Consider the following 24,551-nt stretch of genomic DNA (forward strand, 5'->3'; position numbering starts at 1 on the left):
AACATGAAGCAAACTGCAGCCCGCCTCGCGCGCCTGACCCAATGGGCAGGCCCTTACGCCACCCTGGTGCAAATGGTGCTCGCCGGCCTGGTGATCCTGTCGGTCTCGCGCCTCGGCCTCGTGGCCTGGCAGTGGGAGCGCGTCAGCGCCACCGGCATCCTGGGCGAAATCCTGGTGCAAGGCGTGCGCGCCGACCTGATCCTGCTCGGCTACCTGCTCGCGCTGCCAGTCGTGCTGGCGCCCTTCCTGGCCCAGCGCTATTCGGCGCGCGCGTGGCAGCTGTTCAGCGTAACCTGGGCCAGCCTGGCGCTGCTGTTCATCATCTTCATGGAACTGTCCACGCCGCAGTTCATCATGCAGTACGATTTCAGGCCAAACCGTCTGTTCATCGAATACCTGTCCTATCCGAAGGAAGTCGCTGCCACCCTGTGGAACGGCTTCCGCCTGGCGGTCATTCTTGGCATCGGCGGTACCGCCCTGCTGACCGTGCTGGTGTTCCGCATGCTGAAGTCGGCTTCCGCCGGCACCGGGATGTGGTCGCCCAAGCTGGTGCTGCTGACATGGCCGCTGCTGGTGCTGCTGGTAGGCTTCCAGATCCGCTCCACCACGGAGCACCGCCCCGCCAATCCGGCCACGTTCGCGCTGACCGGCGATGCCATGGTGAACTCGCTGATCATCAACTCGCCGTGGTCGGTGATCGACGCGATCACCTCGATGCGCAAGGAAGCCAACTCTTCGGAAATCTACGGCAAATTCCCACGCGAGAAGGTCTTCCCGATCGTGACGTCCGCACCGTGGCTGCACGACTACCAGTTCACGCAGTCGGAGCTGCCCACCCTGCATGCGCAGCAAGCCGCCATCCAGCGCGCCAAGCCGCTCAACCTGGTGATCGTGCTGGAAGAAAGCCTGGGCGCCACCTTCGTGCAATCGCTGGGCGGCTTGCCCGTCACGCCGGAGTTGGAAAAACTGAAGAATGAGGGCTGGTGGTTCGAGCAGCTGTACGCCACCGGCACCCGTTCCGTGCGCGGCATCGAGGCGGTGGTCGCGGGCTATGCGCCAACGCCGGCGCGCAGCGTCGTCAAGCTCTCGCTGGCGCAGCAGAACTTCTATACCCTTGCGCTGGGCCTGGGCAAGCAGGGCTACCACACCGAATTCGTGTACGGCGGCGAAGCGCACTTCGACAATATGCGCAGTTTCTTCACCGGCAACGGCTTCCAGAACGTGGTCGACCGCAGCGAAATGCAACCCAAGTTCGTCGGCAGCTGGGGCGCATCCGATGAAGACCTGTTCGACAAATCGCTGGAGCGGCTCAAGCAGCTGCACGCGCAGAACAAGCCGTTCTTCAGCCTGATCTTCAGCTCCTCCAACCACGAGCCATTTGAATTCCCGGATGGGAAGATCGAGCTGCACGACCCGGCCAAGCAAACCGTCAACAACGCCGTCAAATACGCCGACTACGCCCTGGGCAAATTCATTGCCGAAGCAAAGAAGCAGGACTACTGGAAAGATACGGTGTTCCTGATCGTGGCCGACCATGACAACCGCGTGTACGGCAACAGCCTGATGCCGATCAAGAAATTCCACATCCCGGGCCTGATCCTGGGCGCGGACGTGGCGCCAAAGCGCATCACCACCCTGGCCAGCCAGATCGACCTGGGCCCTACCCTGCTGTCGATGATCGGCGTCTCGAGCACCCACCCGATGATCGGGCGCGACTTCGTCAAGGACAGCACCACGCCGGGCCGCGCGATCATGCAGTTCGATAATTACTTCACCTGGCTCGAAGGCGATACCGCGACCATCCTGCGCCCAAGCCAGGAGCCGCTGATTGGCCGCTACGACTTTGCCAAAGGCGATTTGCAGCTGACCGAGACCAAGCCGACGCAAGCCCAATTCGAGCAAGCAATGGCGCACGTGATCGCACCGTCGCTGCTATACCGCGAACAGCGCTACCGCCTGGCTAAATAAGCACAAACAGGTAGCAAGCAATACCACGAGGGGCAAGCAACAGCTTGCCCCTCGTTGCATGGATCGTATCGAGGGAAGCGCCGCCAGCGGGCGGCGGGATGATTACGTGGTGACGTTCTGGGTCCAGGCCAGGGCCGACAGGTGGGCCTTGTTGACGTCTTCCGGCGACAGGGAGAGCGAATCGGCCAGCGAGCTGACCAGGTTCGAATTCAGTTCGCAGGCCTCGGCCAATGCCAGGAACGGGCCGTATTTGCCGCCGCGCGTGAGCAGCGCCTTCACCACTTCGTCGTTCAACTGGATCTCTTGCAGCACATCCTTCATCGGGATGCCCAGCAGGCGGTCCAGCAGCGAGAACATGCCCGCCACGAAGACATTCTCGGCATCGGCCTTGCCCAGCGCCTTCTGGCCCAGCAATTCTGCCAGGCGGCCGCGCACCACGGCAGTTTCCAGCAGCACCGGCGAGAAGCCCGAAGTGGAAGCGGTTGCCAGCAGCAGGGTCAGCCAGCGGTACATCGGCTGGTAGCCCAGCAGCTGGATGGCCTGTTTCAGCGACTGCACTTCGCGCCCGGCGCCGAAGCCGGCCGAGTTGATGTACTTCAGCAGCTTGTACGACAGCGCCGCATCGCGCTTCAACACGCTTTCCAGCTGCGCCACGTCGGCATTGGCGTTCACCATCTGCATCAGTTGCAGGATGATGGTTTGCGAGGGGTTCAGGCCCTGCCCTTCGCTGCCGGGACGCGGCGTCAGGTGCAGCTTGCCGACAAAGGCATCCAGCCCCAGGGCAGCGCAGGCATCGAAATCCGACCAGGTGGTGACCGGACGGCCCACCATGCGGATACTGGAAGTCTTCAGCAGCGAATAGGCGCGCGCCTGCGCGGCCACATCGGCACCGGTAAAGCGTACTTCGACATACGAACAAATGGTGCCCAGGCGGCTGCCCACGCGCGCCAGGTCGGCTTCGCGCAGCAGGATGCCGACGCCACCCGCACGCAAGCCCTGCACCGCAGCCAGCGTGGCGGGATTGGCCAGCTCGGAGGTTTTCAGCGACAGCACGGTGTGCTCGGGCGGCAGGTCGAACATCGAATCGGTCGACAGCATGCCGGGCACGGCTTGCAGGAACAGGGTTTTCTGCTTCAACAGCCAGCCGTGCTCCGGGTGGTTTACCTGGCTGGCGACGAAACCGACCAGGCCTTCGAGCTCTTCCAGGGTAGGGGCATGGGCAGCAGCTTCCTGCTGCCATGTAAGTTCGTAGCCGACCACGCGCTGCTCGGGATCGAGCAGGGGTTCACGAACCAGGAAATGTGTCTGATGCATACGTGGTCTTATGCTTGACTCAGGAGGGAACGGCGGCAGCCAGGGCCGCCGCCGCGCATTGCGTGTAAAGCTGCGATCAAGCGCCCAGCTTTTCGAAAATCTTGTTCAGCTTTTCATCCAGGGTGGCGGCGGTGAATGGCTTCACCACATAGCCGTTGGCGCCTGCTTGCGCAGCCGCGATGATGTTTTCCTTTTTGGCTTCGGCGGTCACCATCAGCACCGGCAGCTTGGCCAGTGCGGGGTCGGCACGAATATTTTGCAGCATGGTCAGGCCATCCATATTCGGCATGTTCCAGTCCGAGACCACGAAGTCGAATTGCTCCGCGCGCAGTTTCGCCAGCGCCATGACGCCGTCTTCTGCCTCGTCCACGTTGGCATAACCCAGTTCCTTCAAGAGATTTCGCACGATGCGGCGCATCGTGGAGAAATCGTCAACAACCAAAAATTTCATCTTTGGATCAGCCATGAATTGCTCCGTTGTTTCTACTTACGCGGTTATTAATTAAGGTGGTGTTCCCAGCAAGTTGAAGGATAGCATTTTCGTTGCTCCAAGGCGAACAAACTACCCCAAAACTCCCATTCTCGTGTCAAACGCGCAATGCGCGCGAACCATGCTGGGCAAGATAACCCAATACCATGCCGGGCAGCGCCTGCAAGGCCCCGACTTCATGCGTTGCACCAACGGCAATCGCTTCCCGCGGCATGCCGAACACCACGCAGCTCGCTTCGTCCTGCGCGAAATTATACGCTCCGGCGTTCTTCATCTCCAGCATGCCTGCCGCGCCGTCCTTGCCCATGCCGGTCAGGATCACCCCCACGGCATTTTTACCCGCGTTCTGGGCCGCCGAGCGGAACAGCACGTCGACCGAGGGGCGGTGCCGGTTGACCGGCTCGCCCTGGTCCAGCCTGGTCATGTAATTGGCCCCCGAGCGGGTCAGCAACAGGTGCGAGTGGCCGGGCGCGATATAGGCGTGGCCGGGCAGCACGCGCTCGTTGCCCTGCGCTTCCAGCACCGAAATCTTGCACAGCGAATCGAGGCGCTTGGCGAACGATTTGGTGAAGCCTTCCGGCATGTGCTGGGTAATCAGGATGCCCGGGCAGTCCGATGGCATTTGCATCAGGAACTCGCGGATGGCTTCCGTGCCGCCCGTCGAAGCGCCGACAATAATCAGTTTTTCCGAAGACATCAGTGGGTTCCGTAATTGCGGCAGCTGCGTGCCGCCCTCGCCTGCCGCGCCGGCGGCCGGCATGGTGCGGGCGCGCACCCGGGCCTTGGAGGCGGCGCGGATCTTGTCGGAGATCAGCTCGGCGTACTCGCGCATGCCCGACTGGATCGAGATCTTGGGCTTGGTGACGAAGTCCACCGCGCCCAGTTCCAGCGCGCGCAAGGTGATTTCGGAGCCGCGCTCGGTCAGCGAAGACACCATCACCACCGGCATCGGGCGCAGGCGCATCAGGCGCTCGAGGAAGTCGAGGCCGTCCATCTTCGGCATTTCGACGTCCAGCGTCAGCACGTCCGGGTTGGTTTGCTTGATCAGCTCGCGCGCCACCAGCGGGTCGGGCGCCACGCCCACCACTTCCATGTCCGGCTGGCCCTTGATGATCTCGCTCATCACACTGCGGATCAGCGCAGAGTCGTCGCAAATCAGGACTTTGATCTTGTTCATTTTTATATCTCTCAGAACAGCTCGACCTCGCCCGCCACCGGTTTCGACTTGAGGCGGTTGGCGTAATCGTTCTCACGCTGCGCCAGGGTGTCGTTATGGGTTTGCATCAGTTTCTTGACCAGCACCTTGCCGGTCTTGGGGAAGAAGTACACCTTGCGCGGATAGATGTCCAGCAAGTCCTCGGCGACGATGCGGATCTTCTCGTTTTTCAGGAAGGTCTGCACGAAGGCGGCATTGCGTTCGCCAACATTGATCGCGGTGAAGCCTTTCAGCACGGCGCCGCCGCCGAACACCTTGGCTTCCAGGTTGTCGCGCCGTGCGCCGGACTTGAGCAAGTCATTGATCAGCACTTCCATCGCATACGTGCCATAGCGGGCCGAGGCCGACACCGGGCTGCTCTGGTCGGCGCCGCCATCGGGCAGCATGAAGTGGTTCATGCCGCCCAGGCCCGTCAGGCGGTCGCGGATGCAGGCCGACACGCAGGAACCGAGCACGGTCACGATCAGCATGTCCTTGTTGGTGTAGTAGTACTCGCCCGGCAGGATCTTGGCTGCGTCGCAGTCGAAGGTCCTGTCGTAATAGACATTGGTCGCGAATTGTTCTTTATCCATGTCATGCCCTCTTGCGCTCATCGAGCTCGTAGACAGTCTTGCCGCGCAACTTCAAAGCGTCCGAGACGTACAGGAAGTTCTCGGAATGGCCGGCAAACAGCAGGGCGTCCGGCTTCATCAGGGGCACAAAGCGCGACAGGATCTTGCGCTGGGTCGCCTTGTCGAAGTAAATCATCACGTTGCGGCAGAAAATCACGTCGAAGCCGGGACGGATATCCCATTTCTCGTCCAGCAGGTTGACCTGCCGGTAAGTGATCAGCGAGCGCAGTTCCTGGCGCACGCGCGCCATGCCTTCGTTGGCGCCGCGCCCTTTCAGGAAAAAACGGCGCTGCTGCTCGGGCGACAGCTTGTCGATCCGTTCCATCGGATAGACCCCGTTGGCGGCCGTGGCCAGCACATTGGTGTCGATATCGGTGGCCAGGATGTGCACCGGCGGCGTCAGCGTATTGAACGCTTCGCAGCAGGTGATGGCAATCGAATACGGTTCTTCGCCGGTGGAGCTGGCGGAGCACCAGATATTGATCGTCTCCCCGCGCTTGGCCTTCACGTGCTCGGCCAGCAGGGGGAAGTGGTGCGCTTCGCGGAAGAACGACGTCAGGTTGGTGGTCAGCGCATTGGTGAACGCTTCCCACTCGCCGTTGCCCAGGCGCCCTGCTTCCAGGTCGTCCAGGTAGCGCACGAAACTGTTGATGCCGGTGGCGCGCAAGCGTCGCGCCAGGCGGCTGTACACCATCTCCTGCTTGGAGTCGGCCAGCGCAATGCCGGCCCGCTTGTAGATCATCGCGCGGACCCGTTCAAAATCCTTGCCGTTGAAATCAAACTCTTTCACGGTCTCTTTGGTCAGCGCCATTTTTGCTGTTCTCCGCGGTTACATGGACATTAAAACTCTTCCCAGTCGTCGCCGGATGGGGCGGCCGCCGCCAGTTTCTTCTTCGCCGGCTGCGCGGCCGGGGCGGCCGGCACGACCGCCGTGCTGCGTGCCGGCGCCGCCGGCTTGGCCTTGCGCGGCGTCGCCGCCGCGCGCTTGGCGAATTCGTCGCCTGCCAGCTTGAAGATCGACACCGCCTGCGCCAGGTTGTTGGCCTGGTCCTGCATCGATTCGGCGGCGGCGGCCGCTTCTTCCACCAGCGCGGCATTCTGCTGCGTCATTTCGTCCATCTGGCCGATGGCGGCATTGACTTCCTCGATGCCGTGGCTCTGCTCCAGGGTGGCAGCGGTGATCTCGCCCATGATGTCGGCCACCTGCTTGATCGAGGTCACGATCAGGCCCATGGTCTGGCCGGCTTCATCGACCAGGCGGCCGCCCGCATCGACCTTGTCGACCGAATCGTCGATCAGGGCCTTGATTTCCTTGGCTGCCGCGGCCGAGCGTTGCGCCAGATTGCGCACTTCCGACGCCACCACGGCGAAGCCGCGGCCTTGCTCCCCGGCGCGCGCCGCTTCCACGGCGGCGTTCAGCGCCAGGATATTGGTCTGGAACGCGATGCCGTCGATCACGCCGATGATGTCCACGATCTTGGTCGACGATTGCTTGATCGAGCCCATGGTGTCGACCACTTGCGACACCACCTGGCCGCCCTTCACGGCCACCGACGATGCCGAAACGGCGAGCTGGTTGGCCTGGCGCGCGTTGTCGGCGTTCTGCTTCACGGTGGAAGTCAGGTTTTCCATCGACGCCGCGGTTTCTTCCAGCGAGGACGCCTGCGATTCGGTGCGGGCCGACAGGTCGGCATTGCCGCTGGCGATTTCCTGCGAGGCAGTCGTGATGGTGTCGGTCGACGCGCGCACCTGGCCGACGGTCTTGGCCAGGCTTTCGTTCATGTCCTTCAGCGCCTGCAGCAGTTCCGAGGTTTCATCCTTGCCTTCCACCGTCACTTGCGAAGTCAGCTCGCCGGCGGCCACTTTCTGCGCCACTTCCACCGCGCCCGAGAGCGGGCGGGTGATGGACTTGGTGATCACCAGCGCGCACAGGATGCCCACGCCAACGGCCACCGCCGCCAGCACCACCATCCACAGCGTCAGGTTGCGGTCGGCCTTGTTGGAGCTTTCCTTGAAGTCGGCAACCGCCGCCTGCTGCAGGTCCACCAGCTTGTTCAGCGAGGCCAGGGTCTGCTGCTGCAGCGGGTCGATGCGACCGGCGATGACTTTCGCCGCGCCTTCGGCATTGAAGGCCATGATCTGGCCCATGGCTTCCTTGAAGGCGGCGTCGACGTCGGTCTGCAAGGCGGAGATGTCGTTCACCACTTTCTTCTCGGCGTCGTTCAGGCCCAGGCTTTGCAGCTTGGTGCGCGCCGCATCGTAGCGGGCGCGATTCGCCTTGACCTTCTCTTCTTCCTTCTGCATCAGGCTGACGTCCGACTGCAGACCGATATTGCGCATGGCGATGCCGGTTTCCAGCATCGCGCTCTTCATCGACTGCGCCTGCAATTCCTTGGCGCCGGCCAGGTCCAGGCCCGTCATCAGGGCCGACTTGTTACGGTAGTTCAGCACATTGGTCAGCAGCACGGTGCCGACCAGGATCAGCAAAATGATCCCGAAACCGAAGCCAAGCCGCGTGCCTATCTTGTATTCGCGCACATTCATGTTGTTCTCTCCCCTCGTATCCTTTTGGATCTGTATTTTTATGTTTTACGCCGCGAGCTTTTCGCTCAAGCCCATTTCAGGGCTGGACATCAGGCGCTGGATGTCCACCAGGATCAGCATGCGCTCATCGATAGTGCCGAGGCCGATCATGTATTCCGAGCTGAAGGCCGTGCCCAAGTCCGGCGCCGGCTTGATCTGTTCTTCCGTCAGCGACGTCACGTCCGATACCGAATCGACCACCATGCCTACCACGCGGCCATTGATATTGAGGATGATGACGACGGTGAACTGGTCATACACCGGCTCGCCCAGCTTGAACTTGATGCGCATGTCCACCACCGGAATGATGATGCCGCGCAGGTTGATCACGCCCTTGATGAACTCCGGCGCGTTGGCGATGCGGGTCACCGCTTCATAGCCGCGGATTTCCTGCACTTTCAGGATATCGATGCCGTATTCTTCGGAGCCCAGCTTGAAAGCCAGAAACTCCTGGACGGCTGTACCGGCGCTTGCTGCGTCGTTCATGGTTCTTCCTTCACAAAGTTTGATTCGTCAACCAGCTGGCGCGATGAACGGACCAGCGCCGTCACGTCCAGGATCAGCGACACGCCTCCGTCGCCAAGGATGGTGGCACCGGAAATTCCGGTCACCTTGCGGTAATTCGATTCCAGGTTCTTGACCACGACCTGCTGCTGCCCCACCAGTTCGTCCACGAACAGGCAGGCTTTCTTGCCTTCGGTTTCCACGATCACCAGGATGCCCTGGGTCGGATCGGTAAAGCGCGGTGCAATATCGAAAATCTGGTACAGCGGAATCAAGGGCAGGTATTCGCCGCGCACCTTGATGACGCGTCCCTTGCCGCTGATTTCCTTCACGTCTTCCGGCGCCGGCTGCAGCGATTCGAGCACGAAGCCGAGCGGCAGGATGTACACCTCGTCGCCGGTCTGGATCAGCATGCCGTCCAGGATCGCCAGCGTCAGCGGCAGGGAAATCGAGATGGTGGTGCCGAAGCCCTTGGCCGAGCGGATGTCGACAGTGCCGCCCATGGCGGTGATATTGCGCTTGACCACGTCCATGCCGACGCCGCGGCCCGACACGTCGGTCACGGTTTCGGCGGTCGAGAAGCCGGGCGCGAAGATCAGCTGCCAGACGTCGGCGTCGCTCATATTATCGGACAGCGGCAAGCCGTTCTGGCGGGCTTTTGCCAGGATCCTGTCGCGGTTCAAGCCGCCGCCATCGTCCGACACTTCGATGATGATGCTGCCGCCCTGGTGCGAGGCGGACAGGAACAGGCGTCCCGTTTCGGACTTGCCGGCCGCCTTGCGTACGTCCGGCATTTCGATGCCGTGGTCGATCGAGTTGCGCACCAGGTGGGTCAGCGGGTCGACGATGCGTTCGATCAGGCCCTTGTCCAGTTCCGTGGCGGCGCCGCTGGTGACGAATTCCACTTTCTTGCCAAGCTTGGTGGCCAGGTCGCGCACCATGCGCGGGAAGCGCGAGAACACGAAGTCCATCGGCATCATGCGGATCGACATCACCGATTCCTGCAGGTCGCGCGTGTTGCGCGTGAGCTGGGAAATGCCGCTCATCAGCTTTTCGTGCAGCACCGGGTCCAGCGCGCCGGCGCGCTGCTCGATCATCGCTTGCGTGATCACCAGTTCGCCCACCAGGTTGATCAGCTGGTCGACCTTTTCCACCGACACGCGGATCGAGGACGATTCGCCGCCGGCCGGCGCGTGGGCCTGCTTTTCCGCTTCCTTGCGGGCGGCTTTCTTTTCCTGCTCTTCGCTCGGCTTAACCACTTCGGCCGGGGCGTCCTTGATGCCGGCCTGGGCGCGGATCACTTCCAGCGGCTGGAAGAAGCCATAGCCACGCGCGTCGTCGGCAGCGCCGGAGGCGTTGGAGCGGATTTCATCGAGCGGCTGGAAGAAGCCATAGCCTTCACCTTCGGCCGACGGTGCGGCAGCGCCTGTAGCCGGCAGCGGATCGAAGAAACCGTAGCCCTGCTCCGCCTCCTTGCGTTCGCGTTCGGCCTGCTCACGCGCCGACTGGGTCGGGCTCAGGGCCGGCAGCTCGCTGACCTTCATCTGGTCGGCATCGATGACGAAGGAGCAGATGGCCACGATATCGTCCAGCGATTCGTGGGTAGTGACGATCATGGCATGCCGCTCGGCATCCAGCGGCGTCAGCTCCACATGGCCCATCAGGCCAAGTTCGGCTGCCAGCGCTTCCACTTCACGGTGCACCATCGGCGGCAATTCAAGGCGGAAGCGCTTGCCGCCGCTATGGTCCACCGCCTGCGATTCCTGCGCATTGAAGGCCGGCGCCACCGGCGCCATCGCCTCGATGTGCACGTCCTGCGCCAGCTCCTGCAGCATCATGCGCACGTCGCCCACGGCTTCCTGGTCGACAGCCGTGCCGAGGCGGTGGCCGTCCAGCTGCATCTTCAGGATGTCCTTGGCGGCCAGGAAGGCGTCCACGTGAGTCGCCGTCAGGGCCATCTCGCCCTTGCGGATGCGGTCCAGCAGCGTCTCCAGCACGTGCGTGACTTCGGTCATGTCGGTCACGCCGAAGGTCGACGCGCCGCCCTTCACCGAGTGCGCGGTACGGAAAATCGCGTTCAAGTCCTCTTCGCTGGGCGACTCGACGTCCACGCCCAGCAGCAGACGCTCCATTTCAGCCAGCAATTCTTCCGCTTCATCGAAGAAGACCTGGTAGAACTGGCTAATATCGATGGTCATGCCACACCCCTTAATTAGCCAATGACCTTCTTCACTACCTCAATCAAGCGTTGCGGGTCGAAAGGCTTGACCAGCCAGCCATTCGCGCCGGCGGCGCGGCCCTTGGCCTTCATCTCGTCGGACGATTCGGTGGTCAGCATCAGGATGGGGACCTTGGCGTAGGACGGCTGCTCGCGCAGCAGCTTGATCAGTTGCAGGCCATCCATGCGCGGCATGTTCTGGTCGGTCAGCACCAGGTCCACGGTTTGCAGCTTGGCCTTTTCCAGGCCATCCTGTCCGTCGACTGCTTCCACCACCTGGTAGCCCGCTGCCTTCAGGCTGAAGGCCACCATCTGGCGCAGCGAAGAGGAATCGTCGACTGCAAGAATTGTTTTAGCCATCTTTTTTTCTCACTTGGTTAAATTTTTGTATTCGTATCTAGTTCAGAACAGTTCGATGTCGCCGCTTTCCAGGTGCTTCTGGCTGACCGCCTTGCGCAGCACGCTGCGCAGCTCCAGGCTCTGGATCGCCAGCGCCATGCTGACCTTGCTAAGCAGGTCCACGATCTCGTCGCTGCCCGATTCCGGCACCACTTCGGCGCCGTGCGCACCCAGCGTTCCGAGGAATTCGCGCAAGCCGGTGACGCGCTTCAGGGTGCGGTCGATCAGCTGGCTGGTCATGTCCTGGAACTGCATGCTGGTAATGGCTGCATTGACGTAGCCGCTTACCTGTTCGTTCATTTCCTTCAGCCGCGCCTTGTCTTCCGCCGAAGGATCGCCGCCTTGCAGCAGCAGCTCGATGGTCGTCTGCTGCGCGCTCACCGCCTCATGGATCGCCATGAAGTTGCGCGTCAGCTTGTCGATCGCCTCCTCCAGCAGCAGGTTGGTCTGCAGCAGGTCGGTCTCGACTTCGGTCAGGTGGCGCCGGCCATGGTCCGACACGCCGGACAGCAGCCGTTTCACATGCGAGCCAAGGATTTTCTTTCTTGTCATAAAGCCCCTATTTCTTCCCCGCCGGCGCTGCCGGTGCCGCTGCCGCCGCGGCTTGCGTAGCTTCCGTATCGAGGCCGACTTGCAATTTGCCGCCGTCACGCAGCACATTCTCCTCGGTCCTCTTGTTCATCACGATGATGCTGATGCGGCGATTGATCGGGTTGAAAGGATCGGCGCGGTCCAGGTGGGCGGCGCTGGCCAGCCCCACCACGCGCAGGATCTTATTGTCGGCCAGTCCGCCATGCAGCAGCGCGCGGCGCGAAGCATTGGCACGATCGGCCGACAGTTCCCAGTTACTGTACCCCGTTTCGGTGAAATACGGCGTGGAGTCGGTGTGGCCGGACAGGCCGATCTTGTTCGGCACGTCGTTCAGGGCCGGCGCGATGGCTTCCAGGATCTCGCGCGCATACGGTTGCAAGTCGGCCTTGCCGGCATTGAACATGGGACGGTTCTGCAAGTCGACGATCTGGATGCGCAAGCCTTCGCTGGTGAAGTCCAGCAACAATTGCTCTTTGAACTTCTTGAGCTCGGCGTTGGTATCGATGGTCATTTCGATACGGGCGCGCAAGGCCTGCAGGCGCGAGCGCTCTTCCGCCTCGAGCGCCTTCTTGGCGGCATCCAGGTTGTAAGTCTTGTTCTGCGCCGGATCGTCGGTCATCTTGACCTGGCCGGTACGGCGCGACAGGTCCGAGCCGCCGCCCTGGATCACCGAGGAACTGTCGCCGCTGCCCGAGCCGCCCTGCATGGCGACCTTCAGCGGCGTCTTGAAGTATTCGGAAATACCGTTCAGGTCGCCCTTGGTCGTCGAGCCGAGCAGCCACATCAGCAGGAAGAACGCCATCATCGCCGTCACGAAGTCGGCGTAAGCGATCTTCCAGGCGCCGCCGTGGTGGCCGCCACCGCCTTTCTTGATCTTCTTGACGACAATGGGCCGCAGGCCTTCTTCAGCCATGGCAGGTCCTCGCTTCCATTACTTCGACTTCGATTTCTTGATATGTTCTTCCAGCTCGGAGAAGCTTGGGCGCTCGGTAGAGTACAGCACCTTGCGGCCAAATTCCACAGCCAGGGCCGGGGCATAACCATTCAGGCTGGCCAGCAGCGTGACCTTCACGCACTGGAACATCTTGGTCGACTCTTCCAGCTTCTGCTCCAGCAGGCTGGCCAGCGGGCCGACGAAACCGTAAGCCAGCAAGATACCGAGGAAGGTCCCGACCAGCGCGTGCGCGATCAGCATGCCCAGCTCGGACGGCGGGATGCCCACCGATTCCATGGTGTGCACCACGCCCATCACCGCCGCCACGATACCGAATGCCGGCAGGCCGTCGCCCAGCTTGGCGATGCAATGGGCCGGCACATGGCCTTCCTGGTGGTGAGTGTCGATCTCGTTGTCCATCAGGTTCTCGATCTGGAAGGCATCCATATTCCCCGACACCATCAGGCGCAGGTAGTCGGTCATGAACTCGATGATATGGTGGTCTTCCAGCACCGCCGGGTATTTGCTGAACAGCGGGCTGTCTTCCGGCTTGTCGATATCGCCTTCAATCGACATCAGGCCTTCCTTGCGCACCTTGGACAGCACATCGAACAGGAGCGACATCAGCTCCATGTACAAGTCCTTGGTATAGCGCGAACCTTTGAACAGCGTCGGCAGCGCGGCCAGCGTAGCCTTGATGGACTTGCCGTTATTGCCAACAAAGAAAGCGCCCGCAGCAGCGCCGCCAATCATCAGCAGTTCCAGAGGTTGGAACAGGGCCGCCAGATGGCCGCCGGACAGCGCGAAACCACCAAAAACGGAGCCAAGGACGATGAGGTAACCGACAATGACTAACAAGCGCGCGAACTCCCCGATAGCTAGTTAAAAGCAATAATATTCCACAGTGGAACTACAATAACGTGAAGACGCCTCTGCGGCAAGGAAAACTGCCTCTAAAATGCTCTTATATAAAGGAGCGGACCACCCTCTGTGGTGCGAATGGTCTTGATGCCGTTTGCAGCTGGAATTTCAAATTCATAACTGACAAGCAAACTACCGGCCCGCATCTCGCGCTGGGCCTTGCTCCACAAGGCCGGCATGGCGGCCGGCGACAGGTAAGCGAACACCAGATCGTATTCTGCAAAGTTTAGCCGTTCATAGTCGCCACGCACGAAGCGCGCGCGGCTGCCGGCCAACGCCGCGCGCAAACGCGACACCAGCCACGGCACCGGCGCCAGTTCGATTCCGACGACTTCCGATTCGGGCCGCGCAACGGCCATGTGCAAGGCGAAGCCGCCCAGGCCGCTGCCAATATCGACCATGCGCAGCGCCCTGCCCTGCGGCAGCTCGGCCAGCACGGCGCGCCACACTGCGGCATTCGATGGGTAGTAAGGGACCTGGGTGCGGTAAGTGGACCAGTACCAGCCCAGCAAGACCAGAAAGGCGGCGGCGGCCAGCCACGGCGGCAGATGCAATGCCAGCCCGGCCAATAAAGCGATGGGAAACGATAGCTGGATCAACAGCCACCAGCGCGCCAGCCCGATCTTCCAGCTGATGCCGGCGGCCAGCAAACCTTGCAGCAGCGCGGCCTGCAGCAAGGTCAGGCCGTGACCGAGCGATTCAAGCGCAACAGCCAGCGCGGCGCAGGGCAGCAGCGCGCCGGCCTGGACCAGCAGCGCCTGGAAGGCGGGAACTCTCAAATTCATTGCAGGAGTATACCCGGGCCAGCGTCGTTGGCACTGCAGTGCCCGACCCTGCGGTCAGCACCATCGCGATCAAGCGGCGACCGCTTCGCCGGCATCCTTGGCCTTGCGGGTCTTGCCGGCGCGCGAAGGCATATGGCACAGGCCGCACTTGTAGTCGCGGTTCAGGTCCATGGCGTCGACCACGAACTTGCCTTTGCAGCAAGTGCAGGGCTTGAGCTGCAGCATATTGCTGCCTGCGAATTTCACCAGGGTCCAGGCGCGGGTCAGCGAGAGCAGCGGCTCTTCGCCGGCAGCCGGCGGCATCTGCTCCAGGTAGAGCTGGTAAGCCTTCATCACGGCATGAATGCCGTTGGCACCCGCATGCTCGACCAGGAAGTTATGGATGTTCATGAACAGCGACGAGTGGATGTTCGGCTGCCAGGTCAGGAACCAGTCGGTGGAAAAAGGCAGCATGCCCTTCGGCGGCGACACGCCCTTCAGCTCCTTGTACAGCTTGAGCAGGCGTTCGCGCGACAGCGACACTTCGGTTTCCAGCAGTTGCAGGCGGGCACCCAGGTTGATCAGCTCGATGGCCAGCTGGATTTCCTGCGCTTCGGTCACCACACTCTTCTTGCTCATGGCGTCGCTCCTTAAGCGATTTCTTCAACAGCCTGGCCGGCCATCAGGATGGCGGCGTGGGACTGGGCCAGGGAACGGTCCTTGTTGTAGTTGGTCAGCATGCCGAGGATGGCGCTGTCGTCGAAGCGGAAGCGCGCCAGCATCATGTTGCCGCCAGCCAGCTTCAGGATCTGGGCATTGCTCATGCCTTCGATCAGGTCGGCGATGTCGGCGGAAATGCCCAGGCGGAAGATCGCGGTGACTTTGTCGGCGCGGATCATCTGCTGCGCCAGCATCAGGTAGCTCAGGTTCGCATCGCGGATTTCAGCCATCATGTCGTTTGCGGTCATGTCCATCTCCAGTCAGTTTCAGCTTGCAACGCAATTTTCGTTGCTGTTGAGATACATTCTGCTGGAGACGCGATAAAGCGCAAAGAGGCGGCACTCTGTATTTTGGGTCGGGAATAGGCGAAGGAGCTCCGTAGGATTTTGTCCTACAGAGGGCTGCCCATAGAGGGGCAACGCCAGTATTGGCGCGGGTTTGCGGGGCGTTCGGTCGCGCTGAAAACGCAGGAGCCGAAGGTAAAAATGCGATGTCGGCGTGGTGCTTTTTTGCGACATCTGAGCTGGTAACGGCAGGGATTTGGAGAACTTTAGGGTTCCGAGCAAAAAATTTTAAGATTTTTTCACTCATTCCAAAATGCCGAACAGCAAGCCTTTTACCGGGCTTCTAAAAACGGTAACGGCAAGGGTTCGCGGAACTTTAGGGTTTTTTGAAAAAAATTTGAAAATTTTTTAATTCTTTTGAAATCAATGACTTAGCTTGCAAAACCCGGTAAGTCTGGGTCAGCCCCAAGGGCCTGACCCGCCACTGCAGGCTGCGCAGACTGGGTCTGACCCTCGGGTCATACCCTGGTTTACCGGTTTTGTCCAAGAAAAGGTTGCTACAATCTCACTTTGTTTAAGTCTCAAGGAAAACGCTCTCATGATTTCCCGTTCCGACTGCCTGGCCCGCGACGCCGCGGACCCCCTGGCGCCCCTGCGCGAGCAGTTCGACCTGCCCGCCGGAGTGATCTACCTGGATGGCAACTCGCTGGGCGCGCGCCCCAAAGCCGCCCTCACCCGCGCCACCGAAGTGATCGCCAAGGAATGGGGCAAGGACCTGATCACCAGCTGGAACACCGCCGGCTGGTTCGACATGCCGAAACGCCTGGGCGACAAGCTGGCCCCCCTGGTCGGCGCCAAGGCAGGTGAAGTGGTGGTTACCGACACCACCTCGATCAACCTGTTCAAAGCCCTGGCCGCCGCCCTGCACGAGCAGGCGCACACCGGCCGCAAGATCATCATCAGCGAGCGCTCGAATTTTCCGACCGATATCTATATGGCCCAGGGCCTGACGTCCTGGCTCGACCGCGGCTACGAAGTGCGCCTGGTCGACAGCCCGGACCAGCTTCCTGCCGCCATCACCGCCGACGTCGCCGTGCTCATGCTGACCCACGTGAACTACCGCACCGGCTACCAGCACGACATGGCCGCCACCAACGCCCTCGCCCACCAGCATGGCGCACAGGTCGTGTGGGACCTGTGCCACTCTGTCGGCGCAGTGCCGCTCGACCTGCACGCCGATGGTGCCGACTTCGCCGTCGGCTGCACCTATAAATACCTGAACGGCGGTCCGGGCTCGCCGGCCTTCATCTGGGTCCCCGAGCGCAACCAGGACAAATTCAGCCACCCGCTGTCCGGCTGGTGGGGCCACGCCAATCCGTTTGCCATGGCGCCCGACTTCGCGCCGACCAAGGGCATCGGCCGTGCCCTGTGCGGCACCCAGCCGGTCACTTCGCTGGCGATGGTGGAGTGCGGCCTGGATGTCTTCGCGCAAACGAACATGGATGCCGTGCGCGCCAAGTCGCTGGCCCTGACCGACCTGTTCATCGCCCTGGTGGAGCAACGCTGCCCCAGCCATCCACTGGGCCTGGTCACGCCGCGCGAGCATGTGCGGCGCGGCTCCCAGGTCAGCTTCACCCACCCGCACGGCTACGCGGTGATGCAGGCCCTGATCGCGCGCGGCGTGATTGGCGATTACCGCGAACCGGAAATCATGCGCTTCGGCTTCACGCCGCTGTACACCAGCTTTGCCGACGTGTGGGATGCGGTGGAAATGCTGAAGCAGATCCTGGACGACAAAGCCTACGACATCACCGCCGCCCGCGGCGCCGTAACCTGAGACACGATATGACCGAAGAAAAGAAAGGCGCCGCCTGGCATGGGGCGCAAATGGACTTCTCCAAGTCCATGAGCTATGGCGACTACCTGGGCCTGGAAAAGATTCTGAACGCGCAGCACCCGCTGTCGCCCAACCACAACGAGATGCTGTTCATCGTGCAGCACCAGACCAGCGAATTGTGGATGAAGCTGATGCTGCACGAGCTGCACGCCGTGGTCGACCATATCCGCCGCGATGACCTGCCGCCAGCTTTCAAGATGCTGGCACGCGTGGCGCGCATCATGGACCAGCTGGTGCACGCCTGGGACGTCCTGGCCACCATGACGCCGCCTGAATACACCGCGATCCGCCCTTACCTGGCCTCCTCGTCCGGCTTCCAGTCGCACCAGTATCGCGAAATCGAATTCATTCTCGGCAACAAGAACGCCAATATGCTGGCGGTGCACCAGCAGGCGCCGGCAGCCCATGCCCTGCTCGACGCGGCCCTGCGTGCGCCTTCGCTGTACGACGAAGCGATCCGCCTGCTGGCGCGCAACGGCCTGCAGATCGACGCCGGGCGCCTGGACGGCGACTGGACCCAGCCCACGGTGGCCAACGAGTCGGTGCAGCAAGCCTGGCTCGAGGTGTATCGCGACACTACCCGCTACTGGGCCCTGTACGAGCTGGCGGAAAAGCTGGTCGACATGGAGACCGCCTTCCGCTTCTGGCGCTTCCGCCATGTCACCACGGTCGAACGCGTGATCGGCTTCAAGACCGGCACGGGCGGCACGGCCGGCGTGTCCTATCTCAGGAAGATGCTGGATGTGGTACTGTTCCCGGAATTGTTCGCTTTAAGGACCGCTTTGTGAAACGCTTGCTCGCTGCCTTGCTGGCCGCGGCGTGTGCGCTGCCGGCAATGGCACGCGACGACCGCCCCGGTGTTTTCGATTACTACGTGATGTCGCTGTCCTGGTCGCCCGAGTATTGCGCCGGCCGTGGCGGCGGCGACCCGCTGCAATGCGCCACCGGCCGCCAGCTCGGCTTTGTGCTGCACGGCCTGTGGCCGCAATTCGAGCGCGGCTATCCCGAAAGCTGCGGCCGCGTCAGGATTTCTAACAGCCTGCGCGACCAGTACGCGTCGCTCTACCCTTCGCCCAAGCTGCTGTTCCATGAATGGAACAAACACGGTTCCTGCTCCGGCCTGCAACCCCAGGATTACCTGGCGTTGAGCGCCAAGCTGCGCGACAGCCTGAAGGTCCCGGCCGACTTCGCGCGCCCGCAGCAGCCGGTGCGCGTCACGCCCGGCCAGTTCGAGGCCAACTTCCACCAGGCCAATCCGTGGCTGGCGAAAGACTCCGTGCTGCCTGTCTGCGGCTCCGGCGGCCGTTTCCTGCGCGAAGCACGCGTGTGCTTCAGCAAGGACGGCAAATCGCGCAGTTGTTCGCAAGAAGCCATCGCCTACTCGCAGAAGAGCTGCGGCCAGTCCACTTTCCTGATGAAAAATGTGAGGTAGTGACGCTAAGCGTGCGCCGCGCAAGGCGCGCTTGCAGCGACAATAAGCGCGCTGTACTGCGCGCCTGCTTGCCATGCCACGGGGGGAACCGTTATCGCGGGCTCGCGAACTTTGAGGAGCCACCGAATGGGAACTCACCTGAAAAAGGGGCTGGCGACGCTAGCCTTGATTGCCGCTTGCGGAGCAGCGCAAGCTGATCCACTTGTTTTCAACGCCTCACTCAGCGGCGCGGCGGAATCGCCGCCAAACGCGTCGGCAGCCACGGGCGATGTGACCGTGCTGTTCGATATCGACAACCACTACATGACCATTGCAGCCAGCTTTACCGACCTGGAGGGCTTGAGCGGTGCTGCCCACATCCATTGCTGCACCGCCGTGGCGGGCGACGGCACCGCAGGTGTCGCCACCATGCTGCCGACCCTGACCGGCTTCCCGGAAAACGAAACCAGCGGCAGCTATGCCTCGTTCTTCAACACGTCGCAGGAATCGTTCTGGAACCCGACCTTCCTGGCCAATAACGGCGGCACCACGGCCGGCGCCGAAGCCGCGCTAATGGCAGGACTTAACGCCGGCGCCGCGTATTTCAACATCCACTCGAACGTCTACCCGAGCGGTGAAATCCGCGGCTTCCTGGCGGCGCCGATTCCCGAGCCGGCACAGATCCTCATGCTGCTGGCCGGCCTGCCCTTGCTGTTACTGCGCAAGCGGGAAAACTAGCGAGGAATCGGGTTGCGTGACGCCACGTTCAGCATGTTCCAGGAACGGATGACCGCAACCACGAAGCCCAGTTCCGCGATCTCTTCGTCGGAGAAATGCTCTTTGACACGGGCGAAAGCTGCGTCGTCGGGATCGCGGACTGGAATTGCATTGATCAACTCCGACCATTCCAGCGCAGCGCGTTCGCGCTCGCTGAAGAATGGCGCCTCGCGCCAGCCCGCCACCGCATTCACATGGCGCGGGTCGACATCCATCTTCAGCAAGTCCTGGTAATGCATGTCGATGCAGAAGCCGCAGCCATTGATTTGCGATACGCGCAGCAGGACCAGGTCCACCAGCTTCTTGCCCAGCAGTTCACGGTTCAGGCCATTCGACAGCGCCAGCAGATTCTGGAACGATTTCTGGGACAGTTGGAAGTAGTTGTAACGCAGGGTGCTCATGGAAAATCCTTTCGGTCTGATGGCAAAGGCCGCACTGTGCGGCCTTCTCAATCATTAGACGGAGCAGCCTGCCGGTTTGTGACAGCCTGGCTAAAAATCTTTTCCGGGCTGGGCGGGGAAGGTGCAAATCCGGTCGCGGCCGGCCCGCTTGGCCGCATACAGGGCGGCATCGGCCCGCTGCAGGAGTTCGCCCAGCGTCTCGTCCGGCTGGTGCTCGGCCACGCCGGCGCTGATGGAGAGTTCGATCCCCGACAGGGCGCCCTCGAAACGCTGGGCGCGCACTTCGCTGCGCACCCGCTCGGCAAACTGCAGGCTGTGTTCGAGGTCGAGCTTGGGCAGGAAGACGGCAAACTCGTCGCCGCCATTGCGGACCGCGATGTCGATGCGGCGCGTATGGCTGTTCAGCACTTCGCCGAGGCGTTGCAGCACCACGTCGCCGGCCAGGTGACCGAAATTGTCATTGATTTGCTTGAAACGATCGATGTCGAACACCAACAGAGCAACACGTTCGGCCGGATCGCGCTCGTGCTGCTGCAGCAGGCGGGCCGCGGCATCTTCCATGTAATGGCGCGTGTACAGGCCCGTCACGGCGTCGCGCACCGCCAGCTGGTAGTATTTGGAGCGGTCCTTTTCCAGGGCGCTGTTGTCCAGTTCGGCGAGCCGCAGGTCTTCATAGGCCGACAGCAGTTTCCGGTGCGCCTGCTCCAGCTCCTGCTGCTGGCGCGCCTCGGTGGTGACGTCTTCGTAGATGGTGACGAAACCCATGATCCGCCCCTGCTCATCGCTCATGGGGCGGCCGGTCACTTGCAGCACCGTGCCATTGGCGCGCGTGCGCCGGAAACGGTGCGGCACGAACTGGCGGGCCAGGTTGATGCGCTCGCGCACCTGGGCCTCAGGATCGCCGGGCCCGAATTCCCCACGCAGGGCGTTGAAGCGGAACAGGTCCTCCAGCAGCACGCCCGGCTGCATCAGCCTATCGGGGAAATCCAGGCATTGGCAAAACGTCACGTTCCAGAACCTGAACTGCAGGTCGCGGTCGATGATGGACATGCCAACCGGCAGGTACTGCATGGCGCGCAGCAGCTCCGCCTGCCCGATTTGCATGCTGCGCTCGCGGCTTTCGCTCAACATGTCAGGGCCTCCTCGGCTTGCGTGCCAGCCAACCTCAGTTAACGATGTGCGCCAGTTTATCGGGGTTGCGCACCACATAGATGCCGGTGATGCGCTGGCCGTCGGTGGCAAAGCCCTGCGCCGACTCCAGCTTGCCGTCCACGAAGCGCAGCAAGCCCGGCTCGCCATTGACCATGGCGGCGCGGTATTCAATGGCGCCCAGCTTGTGCATGCCGGCGTACAGCGCTGCGATCTTGTCCGGATCGGTGATGACGATGCCGAAGGACTTGACCTTGCCGCCGCCATCGCCCACCAGTTCCAGGTCTTCCGCCAACAGGGCGCGCACCGCCGCCTTGTCGCCGCTGGCCGAGGCCTCCACGAAACGCTGCAAGAGCTGGCGGTGGGTATCGGCCGGGATGTCGAAGCGCGACTGGCCTTGCTGCACACGCTCGCCGGCCCGGCTTACCATCTGGCGGCAGGCTGCTTCCGACTTGCCAAGCTGCTCGGCCACCTCGTTGTAGTCGTAATCGAACACCTGGCGCAGCAGGAAGGCGGCGCGCTCCTCGGGACCAAGCCGCTGCAGCAGCCACATATAGGCCAGCGACAGGTCGCTGGCCCGTTCGGCCTGCGCTTCCGGCGTCTCCTCGTCGACTGCCACCAGCGGTTCCGGCAGCCACAGGCCCTCGTAGGCTTCGCGTTCTGCAATGGCGGCGCGCAGGCGGTCGATGGCAAGGCGGGTCGCCACCGTCACCAGCCAGGCCTCGGCCGATTGCACGCCGCTGGTATCGGCGCCCTGCCAGCGAATCCAGGCGTCCTGCACCACGTCTTCTGCATCGGCGCGCACGCCCAGCATGCGATAGGCGATGGCAAACAACCGCGCACGGTGCGCGGCAAATACGATTGGATCATTCATGATGCAGGACTATAGCCGACCTTGTGCACTTTCAGCAGCACCTCGCGCAATTCACGCACGCGCGGCGGCTTGCTCAGCACTTCGTCGACGCTGGCCGGCTTGGCGTCCACGTCGCCCTCCGGAATCAGGCGCTGGCCCCAACCGGTAACCAGGATCACCGGCGTGGCCGGCGACAGCTCCTTGATGCAGGCGGCCACCTTGCGGCCGTCCACGTGCGGCATGCCAAGGTCGCTGAATACGGCGTCGAAATGCTGGCTGGATTCCATCGAAGCGCGGAATTGCTCGATGCCGGCGGCGCCGCCATTGGCCGCCACCACGGTGTGGCCGTCGCGCTGTAGGATGGTGGTCATGGAAGCCAGCACGGCCGGATCGTCGTCGATCACCAGCAGGCGCATGGGTTCGGCCACCGCCACTGTCGTGGCAGGAGCTTCCAGCGGCGGCATGGCGGGATGCGTCTGCGGCAGCGGGAAGGCCAGCGACACCGTGGTGCCCTGCCCGATCATCGATTCCACCTGCACCACCGCGCTGTGGCGTTCGGCCATCGAATTGACGGTGGCCAGCCCCAGGCCGCTGCCGCGCTCGCCCTTGGTGGTGAAGAACGGGTCCAGGCAATGGCGGCGCGTCGACTCGTCCATGCCGACGCCGCTGTCCACCACGTCGACAATGGCATGCTCGCCGGTGCTGCGGGTGCGCAGGATCAAGGCGCCGCCTTCCGGCATCGCATCGACCGCATTGAACACCAGGTTGGTCAGGGCTTCACGGATTTCCGGCTCGGAGCCCATCACGGACGGCAGCCCCGGCGCCAGCTCCAGCTTCATATTGATCACCACGCCGCGCTGCTGCGGCATATCGCTCCAGCGCGCACGCGTTAGGTCGGCCACCTGCTGCGCCAGCACGTTCAGGCTGACGCTGGTGAGTTCCATCTGCGGCTCGCGGCGGCGGTACAGTTCGCGCATGCGCGCCACCGTCGCCGCCACGTCGTCGATGGCGCGCGCAATCACCTGCAGGTTGCCGCGGCCGCTGGCGCTCAGGCCCGTTTCGGTTTCCAGCAGGGTTTCAGTGTACAGCGCCACCGGCGAGATGGCGTTGTTGATGTCGTGCGCGATGCCGCTCGCCATCTGGCCCAGGGCACGCAAGCGCTCCTCGCGGGTGACCGACTGCTGCGTCGCATGCAGCGTGTGGTAAGCCTGCTGCAATGCCCCATACAACTGCGCCTGGCGCGCCGCCAGCGCCGCGTGTTCGCTCAGCTGGCGCAGGAATTCGCATTCGCCGCTGGAGAAGGCATTCGGAATGGTGCGCGCCACGGCCAGCACACCGAAGACCACGCTTTCGGCCTGCAACGGCGCCAGCACCAGGGAATTCAGGCCGCCGCGCGCCAGCCGGTGCGGGAACGGGAATTCGCTGCCGCCGATGTCCGGTTCGTACACCAGTTGCCCCTTCACGCAGCGCGACAGGCCATTGTTGTCGATCGAAACCTGGGCGCCCTCCTTCAGCGACGCATCGACCGGCAGCATGGCATTGCCCAGGCCCACGCAGCTCGCTTCCAGCACGCCCTCCTGCAGCAGGAACACGCAGGCAAAGTCCACCGGCAACTGGTCCTCCAGGTTGCGCACCAGGACTTGCAGGATACTGCGCAAATCCTGCCGCTCGCCGATCGAGCGCGTCATCTGGTGCAACAGGCTGAGTCGGCCAAGCTGGGCCTGCACCTTCAGCTCGGCGCCATGGCGCACCTCCATTTCGTCGTGCAGGGCGGCATTGACGGCAACCAGTTCGTCGCGCGAGACCGTGGTGGCGCGCAGGCGTTCGGTCATGGCATCGAAAGCACGCGCCAGGTCGCCCACTTCGTCAACGGCATTCATGTTCATGCGAAAGTCCAGCTTGCCCGAGCCCACCAGTTCAGCGCCACGGCGCAGCCGCTCCAGCGGGTGGGCCACGCTGCGGATCGTCAAGGCCAGTGCGCCCAGCACGGTCAGCGCCAGCAGCAGGCCAAGGCCGGCCGCCACGGCGGAAGCATTCTGCTGCGCCTGCAGCACGCCCTGGCGGCTGCGGCGCGCCAGTTCTTCAGCGTCACGTATCATGTCCTGCGTGCGCGACATCAACTGGCCGAACAGCCGCGCTTCCAGCAGGTGCAGCACTTCCGCCCGTTCAGGGGTGGCGCGCAATTCCTGCCGCACCAGCAGCAGTTCGGAGAAATGACGTGCCAGCAGGGGCAGGTTTTCCTGCAGGTCGTGCAGCAGCTGCGCCTCCTCCGCTTGCCGGAACAGTTCATCGCGCAGCAACAGGCCTTGCAAGGAATCCTTGCGCAACTGCCACTGGACGTGGGAGCGCCGCTCCTGGGTTTGCGCATATTCGAGGGAAAGGTAGCGCAGCGCCACCACGCCGCTGACGATTTCCCCGGCACGCTCGTTGCGCTGCAGCTCCTGCTTGACCTGGCGCGTTGCCCCGATCATCAGCAGCACGGCCAGCGCCACGCCGGCCACGCACAGCCACTGGGCCCACTTCAGGCGAGTGATAATTTTCATGAT

Annotated in this window: 24 protein-coding genes; 5 read left to right on the forward strand and 19 right to left on the reverse strand. The window is 62.6% G+C overall.

Going from position 1 to position 24,551, the window contains the following annotated elements; translation table 11 throughout:
* Positions 1–3: 3 nt before the first annotated feature.
* Positions 4–1,968, forward strand: coding sequence for an LTA synthase family protein (locus ACN9MZ_RS20090; RefSeq protein ID WP_426338700.1), 1,965 nt, complete (start codon positions 4–6; stop codon positions 1,966–1,968).
* Between the two features lie 102 nt (positions 1,969–2,070).
* Here the strand turns inward: ACN9MZ_RS20090 and ACN9MZ_RS20095 are convergent, their stop codons facing one another.
* The 15 genes from ACN9MZ_RS20095 to flhD all read right to left on the reverse strand — a co-directional run bounded on the left by ACN9MZ_RS20095 (position 2,071) and on the right by flhD (position 15,481).
* Complete coding sequence (locus tag ACN9MZ_RS20095; protein ID WP_426338701.1) at positions 2,071–3,282, reverse strand: EAL and HDOD domain-containing protein; 1,212 nt, start codon at positions 3,280–3,282, stop codon at positions 2,071–2,073.
* Positions 3,283–3,358: 76 nt separating this feature from the next.
* Complete coding sequence (cheY, locus tag ACN9MZ_RS20100; protein WP_028104141.1) at positions 3,359–3,748, reverse strand: chemotaxis response regulator CheY; 390 nt, start codon at positions 3,746–3,748, stop codon at positions 3,359–3,361.
* Between the two features lie 121 nt (positions 3,749–3,869).
* Positions 3,870–4,949, reverse strand: a complete 1,080-nt coding sequence (locus ACN9MZ_RS20105) for a protein-glutamate methylesterase/protein-glutamine glutaminase (RefSeq protein ID WP_426338702.1) — start codon at positions 4,947–4,949, stop codon at positions 3,870–3,872.
* Positions 4,950–4,960: 11 nt separating this feature from the next.
* Entirely contained in the window at positions 4,961–5,581 is a 621-nt protein-coding gene (gene cheD / locus ACN9MZ_RS20110) for a chemoreceptor glutamine deamidase CheD (RefSeq protein ID WP_426338703.1), read from the reverse strand.
* Complete coding sequence (locus ACN9MZ_RS20115; protein WP_426162556.1) at positions 5,562–6,410, reverse strand: CheR family methyltransferase; 849 nt, start codon at positions 6,408–6,410, stop codon at positions 5,562–5,564. Before ACN9MZ_RS20115 ends, cheD begins: the two co-directional genes overlap by 20 nt.
* A 29-nt stretch (positions 6,411–6,439) precedes the next feature.
* Positions 6,440–8,143, reverse strand: coding sequence for a methyl-accepting chemotaxis protein (locus tag ACN9MZ_RS20120; RefSeq protein WP_426338704.1), 1,704 nt, complete (start codon positions 8,141–8,143; stop codon positions 6,440–6,442).
* A 45-nt stretch (positions 8,144–8,188) separates the two neighbouring features.
* Entirely contained in the window at positions 8,189–8,668 is a 480-nt protein-coding gene (locus ACN9MZ_RS20125; RefSeq protein WP_426338705.1) for a chemotaxis protein CheW, read from the reverse strand.
* Positions 8,665–10,884 (reverse strand): chemotaxis protein CheA, encoded by a 2,220-nt coding sequence (gene cheA / locus ACN9MZ_RS20130; protein WP_426338706.1) that lies wholly within the window; start codon positions 10,882–10,884, stop codon positions 8,665–8,667. The genes ACN9MZ_RS20125 and cheA overlap by 4 nt, the downstream gene beginning before the upstream one ends.
* Before the next feature lie 14 nt (positions 10,885–10,898).
* Positions 10,899–11,264 carry a response regulator gene (locus ACN9MZ_RS20135; RefSeq protein ID WP_055936079.1) on the reverse strand — a complete coding sequence of 122 codons (366 nt, stop codon included), beginning with the start codon at positions 11,262–11,264 and terminating at the stop codon, positions 10,899–10,901.
* Positions 11,265–11,306: 42 nt separating this feature from the next.
* Positions 11,307–11,855 carry a chemotaxis protein gene (locus ACN9MZ_RS20140; protein ID WP_426336114.1) on the reverse strand — a complete coding sequence of 183 codons (549 nt, stop codon included), beginning with the start codon at positions 11,853–11,855 and terminating at the stop codon, positions 11,307–11,309.
* 7 nt (positions 11,856–11,862) lie between these two features.
* Positions 11,863–12,807: a flagellar motor protein MotB gene (gene motB, locus ACN9MZ_RS20145; RefSeq protein ID WP_426338707.1), complete on the reverse strand. Its 945-nt coding sequence runs from the start codon at positions 12,805–12,807 to the stop codon at positions 11,863–11,865.
* A gap of 18 nt (positions 12,808–12,825) precedes the next feature.
* Positions 12,826–13,686 (reverse strand): flagellar motor stator protein MotA, encoded by an 861-nt coding sequence (gene motA / locus ACN9MZ_RS20150; RefSeq protein WP_055936071.1) that lies wholly within the window; start codon positions 13,684–13,686, stop codon positions 12,826–12,828.
* Positions 13,687–13,781: 95 nt separating this feature from the next.
* Positions 13,782–14,534: a class I SAM-dependent methyltransferase gene (locus ACN9MZ_RS20155; RefSeq protein WP_426338708.1), complete on the reverse strand. Its 753-nt coding sequence runs from the start codon at positions 14,532–14,534 to the stop codon at positions 13,782–13,784.
* 69 nt (positions 14,535–14,603) lie between these two features.
* Positions 14,604–15,152, reverse strand: a complete 549-nt coding sequence (gene flhC / locus ACN9MZ_RS20160) for a flagellar transcriptional regulator FlhC (protein WP_426338709.1) — start codon at positions 15,150–15,152, stop codon at positions 14,604–14,606.
* 11 nt (positions 15,153–15,163) lie between these two features.
* Positions 15,164–15,481 carry a flagellar transcriptional regulator FlhD gene (flhD, locus tag ACN9MZ_RS20165; RefSeq protein ID WP_055936061.1) on the reverse strand — a complete coding sequence of 106 codons (318 nt, stop codon included), beginning with the start codon at positions 15,479–15,481 and terminating at the stop codon, positions 15,164–15,166.
* A gap of 634 nt (positions 15,482–16,115) precedes the next feature.
* Between flhD and kynU the strand changes: the two genes are divergently transcribed.
* The 4 genes from kynU to ACN9MZ_RS20185 all read left to right on the forward strand — a co-directional run bounded on the left by kynU (position 16,116) and on the right by ACN9MZ_RS20185 (position 19,563).
* Positions 16,116–17,354 (forward strand): kynureninase, encoded by a 1,239-nt coding sequence (gene kynU / locus ACN9MZ_RS20170; RefSeq protein WP_426338710.1) that lies wholly within the window; start codon positions 16,116–16,118, stop codon positions 17,352–17,354.
* An 8-nt stretch (positions 17,355–17,362) separates the two neighbouring features.
* Entirely contained in the window at positions 17,363–18,202 is an 840-nt protein-coding gene (gene kynA / locus ACN9MZ_RS20175) for a tryptophan 2,3-dioxygenase (RefSeq protein WP_426338711.1), read from the forward strand.
* The gene (locus tag ACN9MZ_RS20180; RefSeq protein WP_426338712.1) at positions 18,199–18,846 is read left to right on the forward strand and encodes a ribonuclease T2 family protein; all 648 of its coding nucleotides are present in this window, start codon (positions 18,199–18,201) and stop codon (positions 18,844–18,846) included. The genes kynA and ACN9MZ_RS20180 overlap by 4 nt, the downstream gene beginning before the upstream one ends.
* 126 nt (positions 18,847–18,972) lie before the next feature.
* Positions 18,973–19,563, forward strand: a complete 591-nt coding sequence (locus ACN9MZ_RS20185; protein ID WP_426338713.1) for a CHRD domain-containing protein — start codon at positions 18,973–18,975, stop codon at positions 19,561–19,563.
* On the opposite strand, the gene ACN9MZ_RS20190 is transcribed toward ACN9MZ_RS20185, so the two are convergent.
* From ACN9MZ_RS20190 to ACN9MZ_RS20205, 4 genes are all read right to left on the reverse strand, one after another.
* Positions 19,560–20,003 (reverse strand): carboxymuconolactone decarboxylase family protein, encoded by a 444-nt coding sequence (locus ACN9MZ_RS20190; RefSeq protein ID WP_426162569.1) that lies wholly within the window; start codon positions 20,001–20,003, stop codon positions 19,560–19,562. The two genes, ACN9MZ_RS20185 and ACN9MZ_RS20190, sit on opposite strands and share 4 nt — an antisense overlap.
* 90 nt (positions 20,004–20,093) lie before the next feature.
* Entirely contained in the window at positions 20,094–21,134 is a 1,041-nt protein-coding gene (locus ACN9MZ_RS20195; protein WP_426338714.1) for a diguanylate cyclase, read from the reverse strand.
* 34 nt (positions 21,135–21,168) lie between these two features.
* Positions 21,169–22,026 carry an RNA polymerase sigma-70 factor gene (locus ACN9MZ_RS20200; RefSeq protein WP_426338715.1) on the reverse strand — a complete coding sequence of 286 codons (858 nt, stop codon included), beginning with the start codon at positions 22,024–22,026 and terminating at the stop codon, positions 21,169–21,171.
* A complete protein-coding gene (locus tag ACN9MZ_RS20205) occupies positions 22,023–24,548 on the reverse strand; it encodes an ATP-binding protein (protein ID WP_426338716.1) in 2,526 nt (841 codons plus the stop codon). Before ACN9MZ_RS20205 ends, ACN9MZ_RS20200 begins: the two co-directional genes overlap by 4 nt.
* Positions 24,549–24,551 lie beyond the last annotated feature (3 nt).

Origin of the sequence: Pseudoduganella sp. S-14 (genome assembly GCF_049913285.1) — a bacterium.
In the GTDB taxonomy this organism is placed as follows: domain Bacteria; phylum Pseudomonadota; class Gammaproteobacteria; order Burkholderiales; family Burkholderiaceae_D; genus Rugamonas.

Excerpts from the sequence above, each read along its gene's own strand:
- cheD (WP_426338703.1), bottom strand. The coding sequence starts at position 5,581 with ATGAGCGCAAGAGGGCATGACATGGATAAAGAACAATTCGCGACCAAT.
- cheY (WP_028104141.1), bottom strand. The coding sequence starts at position 3,748 with ATGGCTGATCCAAAGATGAAATTTTTGGTTGTTGACGATTTCTCCACG.
- ACN9MZ_RS20205 (WP_426338716.1), bottom strand. The coding sequence starts at position 24,548 with ATGAAAATTATCACTCGCCTGAAGTGGGCCCAGTGGCTGTGCGTGGCC.
- cheA (WP_426338706.1), bottom strand. The coding sequence starts at position 10,884 with ATGACCATCGATATTAGCCAGTTCTACCAGGTCTTCTTCGATGAAGCG.
- ACN9MZ_RS20090 (WP_426338700.1), top strand. The coding sequence starts at position 4 with ATGAAGCAAACTGCAGCCCGCCTCGCGCGCCTGACCCAATGGGCAGGC.
- ACN9MZ_RS20135 (WP_055936079.1), bottom strand. The coding sequence starts at position 11,264 with ATGGCTAAAACAATTCTTGCAGTCGACGATTCCTCTTCGCTGCGCCAG.
- ACN9MZ_RS20190 (WP_426162569.1), bottom strand. The coding sequence starts at position 20,003 with ATGAGCACCCTGCGTTACAACTACTTCCAACTGTCCCAGAAATCGTTC.
- ACN9MZ_RS20115 (WP_426162556.1), bottom strand. The coding sequence starts at position 6,410 with ATGGCGCTGACCAAAGAGACCGTGAAAGAGTTTGATTTCAACGGCAAG.
- ACN9MZ_RS20095 (WP_426338701.1), bottom strand. The coding sequence starts at position 3,282 with ATGCATCAGACACATTTCCTGGTTCGTGAACCCCTGCTCGATCCCGAG.
- kynA (WP_426338711.1), top strand. The coding sequence starts at position 17,363 with ATGACCGAAGAAAAGAAAGGCGCCGCCTGGCATGGGGCGCAAATGGAC.
- ACN9MZ_RS20155 (WP_426338708.1), bottom strand. The coding sequence starts at position 14,534 with ATGAATTTGAGAGTTCCCGCCTTCCAGGCGCTGCTGGTCCAGGCCGGC.
- ACN9MZ_RS20200 (WP_426338715.1), bottom strand. The coding sequence starts at position 22,026 with ATGAATGATCCAATCGTATTTGCCGCGCACCGTGCGCGGTTGTTTGCC.
- kynU (WP_426338710.1), top strand. The coding sequence starts at position 16,116 with ATGATTTCCCGTTCCGACTGCCTGGCCCGCGACGCCGCGGACCCCCTG.
- ACN9MZ_RS20125 (WP_426338705.1), bottom strand. The coding sequence starts at position 8,668 with ATGAACGACGCAGCAAGCGCCGGTACAGCCGTCCAGGAGTTTCTGGCT.
- ACN9MZ_RS20140 (WP_426336114.1), bottom strand. The coding sequence starts at position 11,855 with ATGACAAGAAAGAAAATCCTTGGCTCGCATGTGAAACGGCTGCTGTCC.
- flhD (WP_055936061.1), bottom strand. The coding sequence starts at position 15,481 with ATGACCGCAAACGACATGATGGCTGAAATCCGCGATGCGAACCTGAGC.
- ACN9MZ_RS20185 (WP_426338713.1), top strand. The coding sequence starts at position 18,973 with ATGGGAACTCACCTGAAAAAGGGGCTGGCGACGCTAGCCTTGATTGCC.
- ACN9MZ_RS20120 (WP_426338704.1), bottom strand. The coding sequence starts at position 8,143 with ATGAATGTGCGCGAATACAAGATAGGCACGCGGCTTGGCTTCGGTTTC.
- motB (WP_426338707.1), bottom strand. The coding sequence starts at position 12,807 with ATGGCTGAAGAAGGCCTGCGGCCCATTGTCGTCAAGAAGATCAAGAAA.
- ACN9MZ_RS20105 (WP_426338702.1), bottom strand. The coding sequence starts at position 4,949 with ATGAACAAGATCAAAGTCCTGATTTGCGACGACTCTGCGCTGATCCGC.
- ACN9MZ_RS20195 (WP_426338714.1), bottom strand. The coding sequence starts at position 21,134 with ATGTTGAGCGAAAGCCGCGAGCGCAGCATGCAAATCGGGCAGGCGGAG.
- flhC (WP_426338709.1), bottom strand. The coding sequence starts at position 15,152 with ATGAGCAAGAAGAGTGTGGTGACCGAAGCGCAGGAAATCCAGCTGGCC.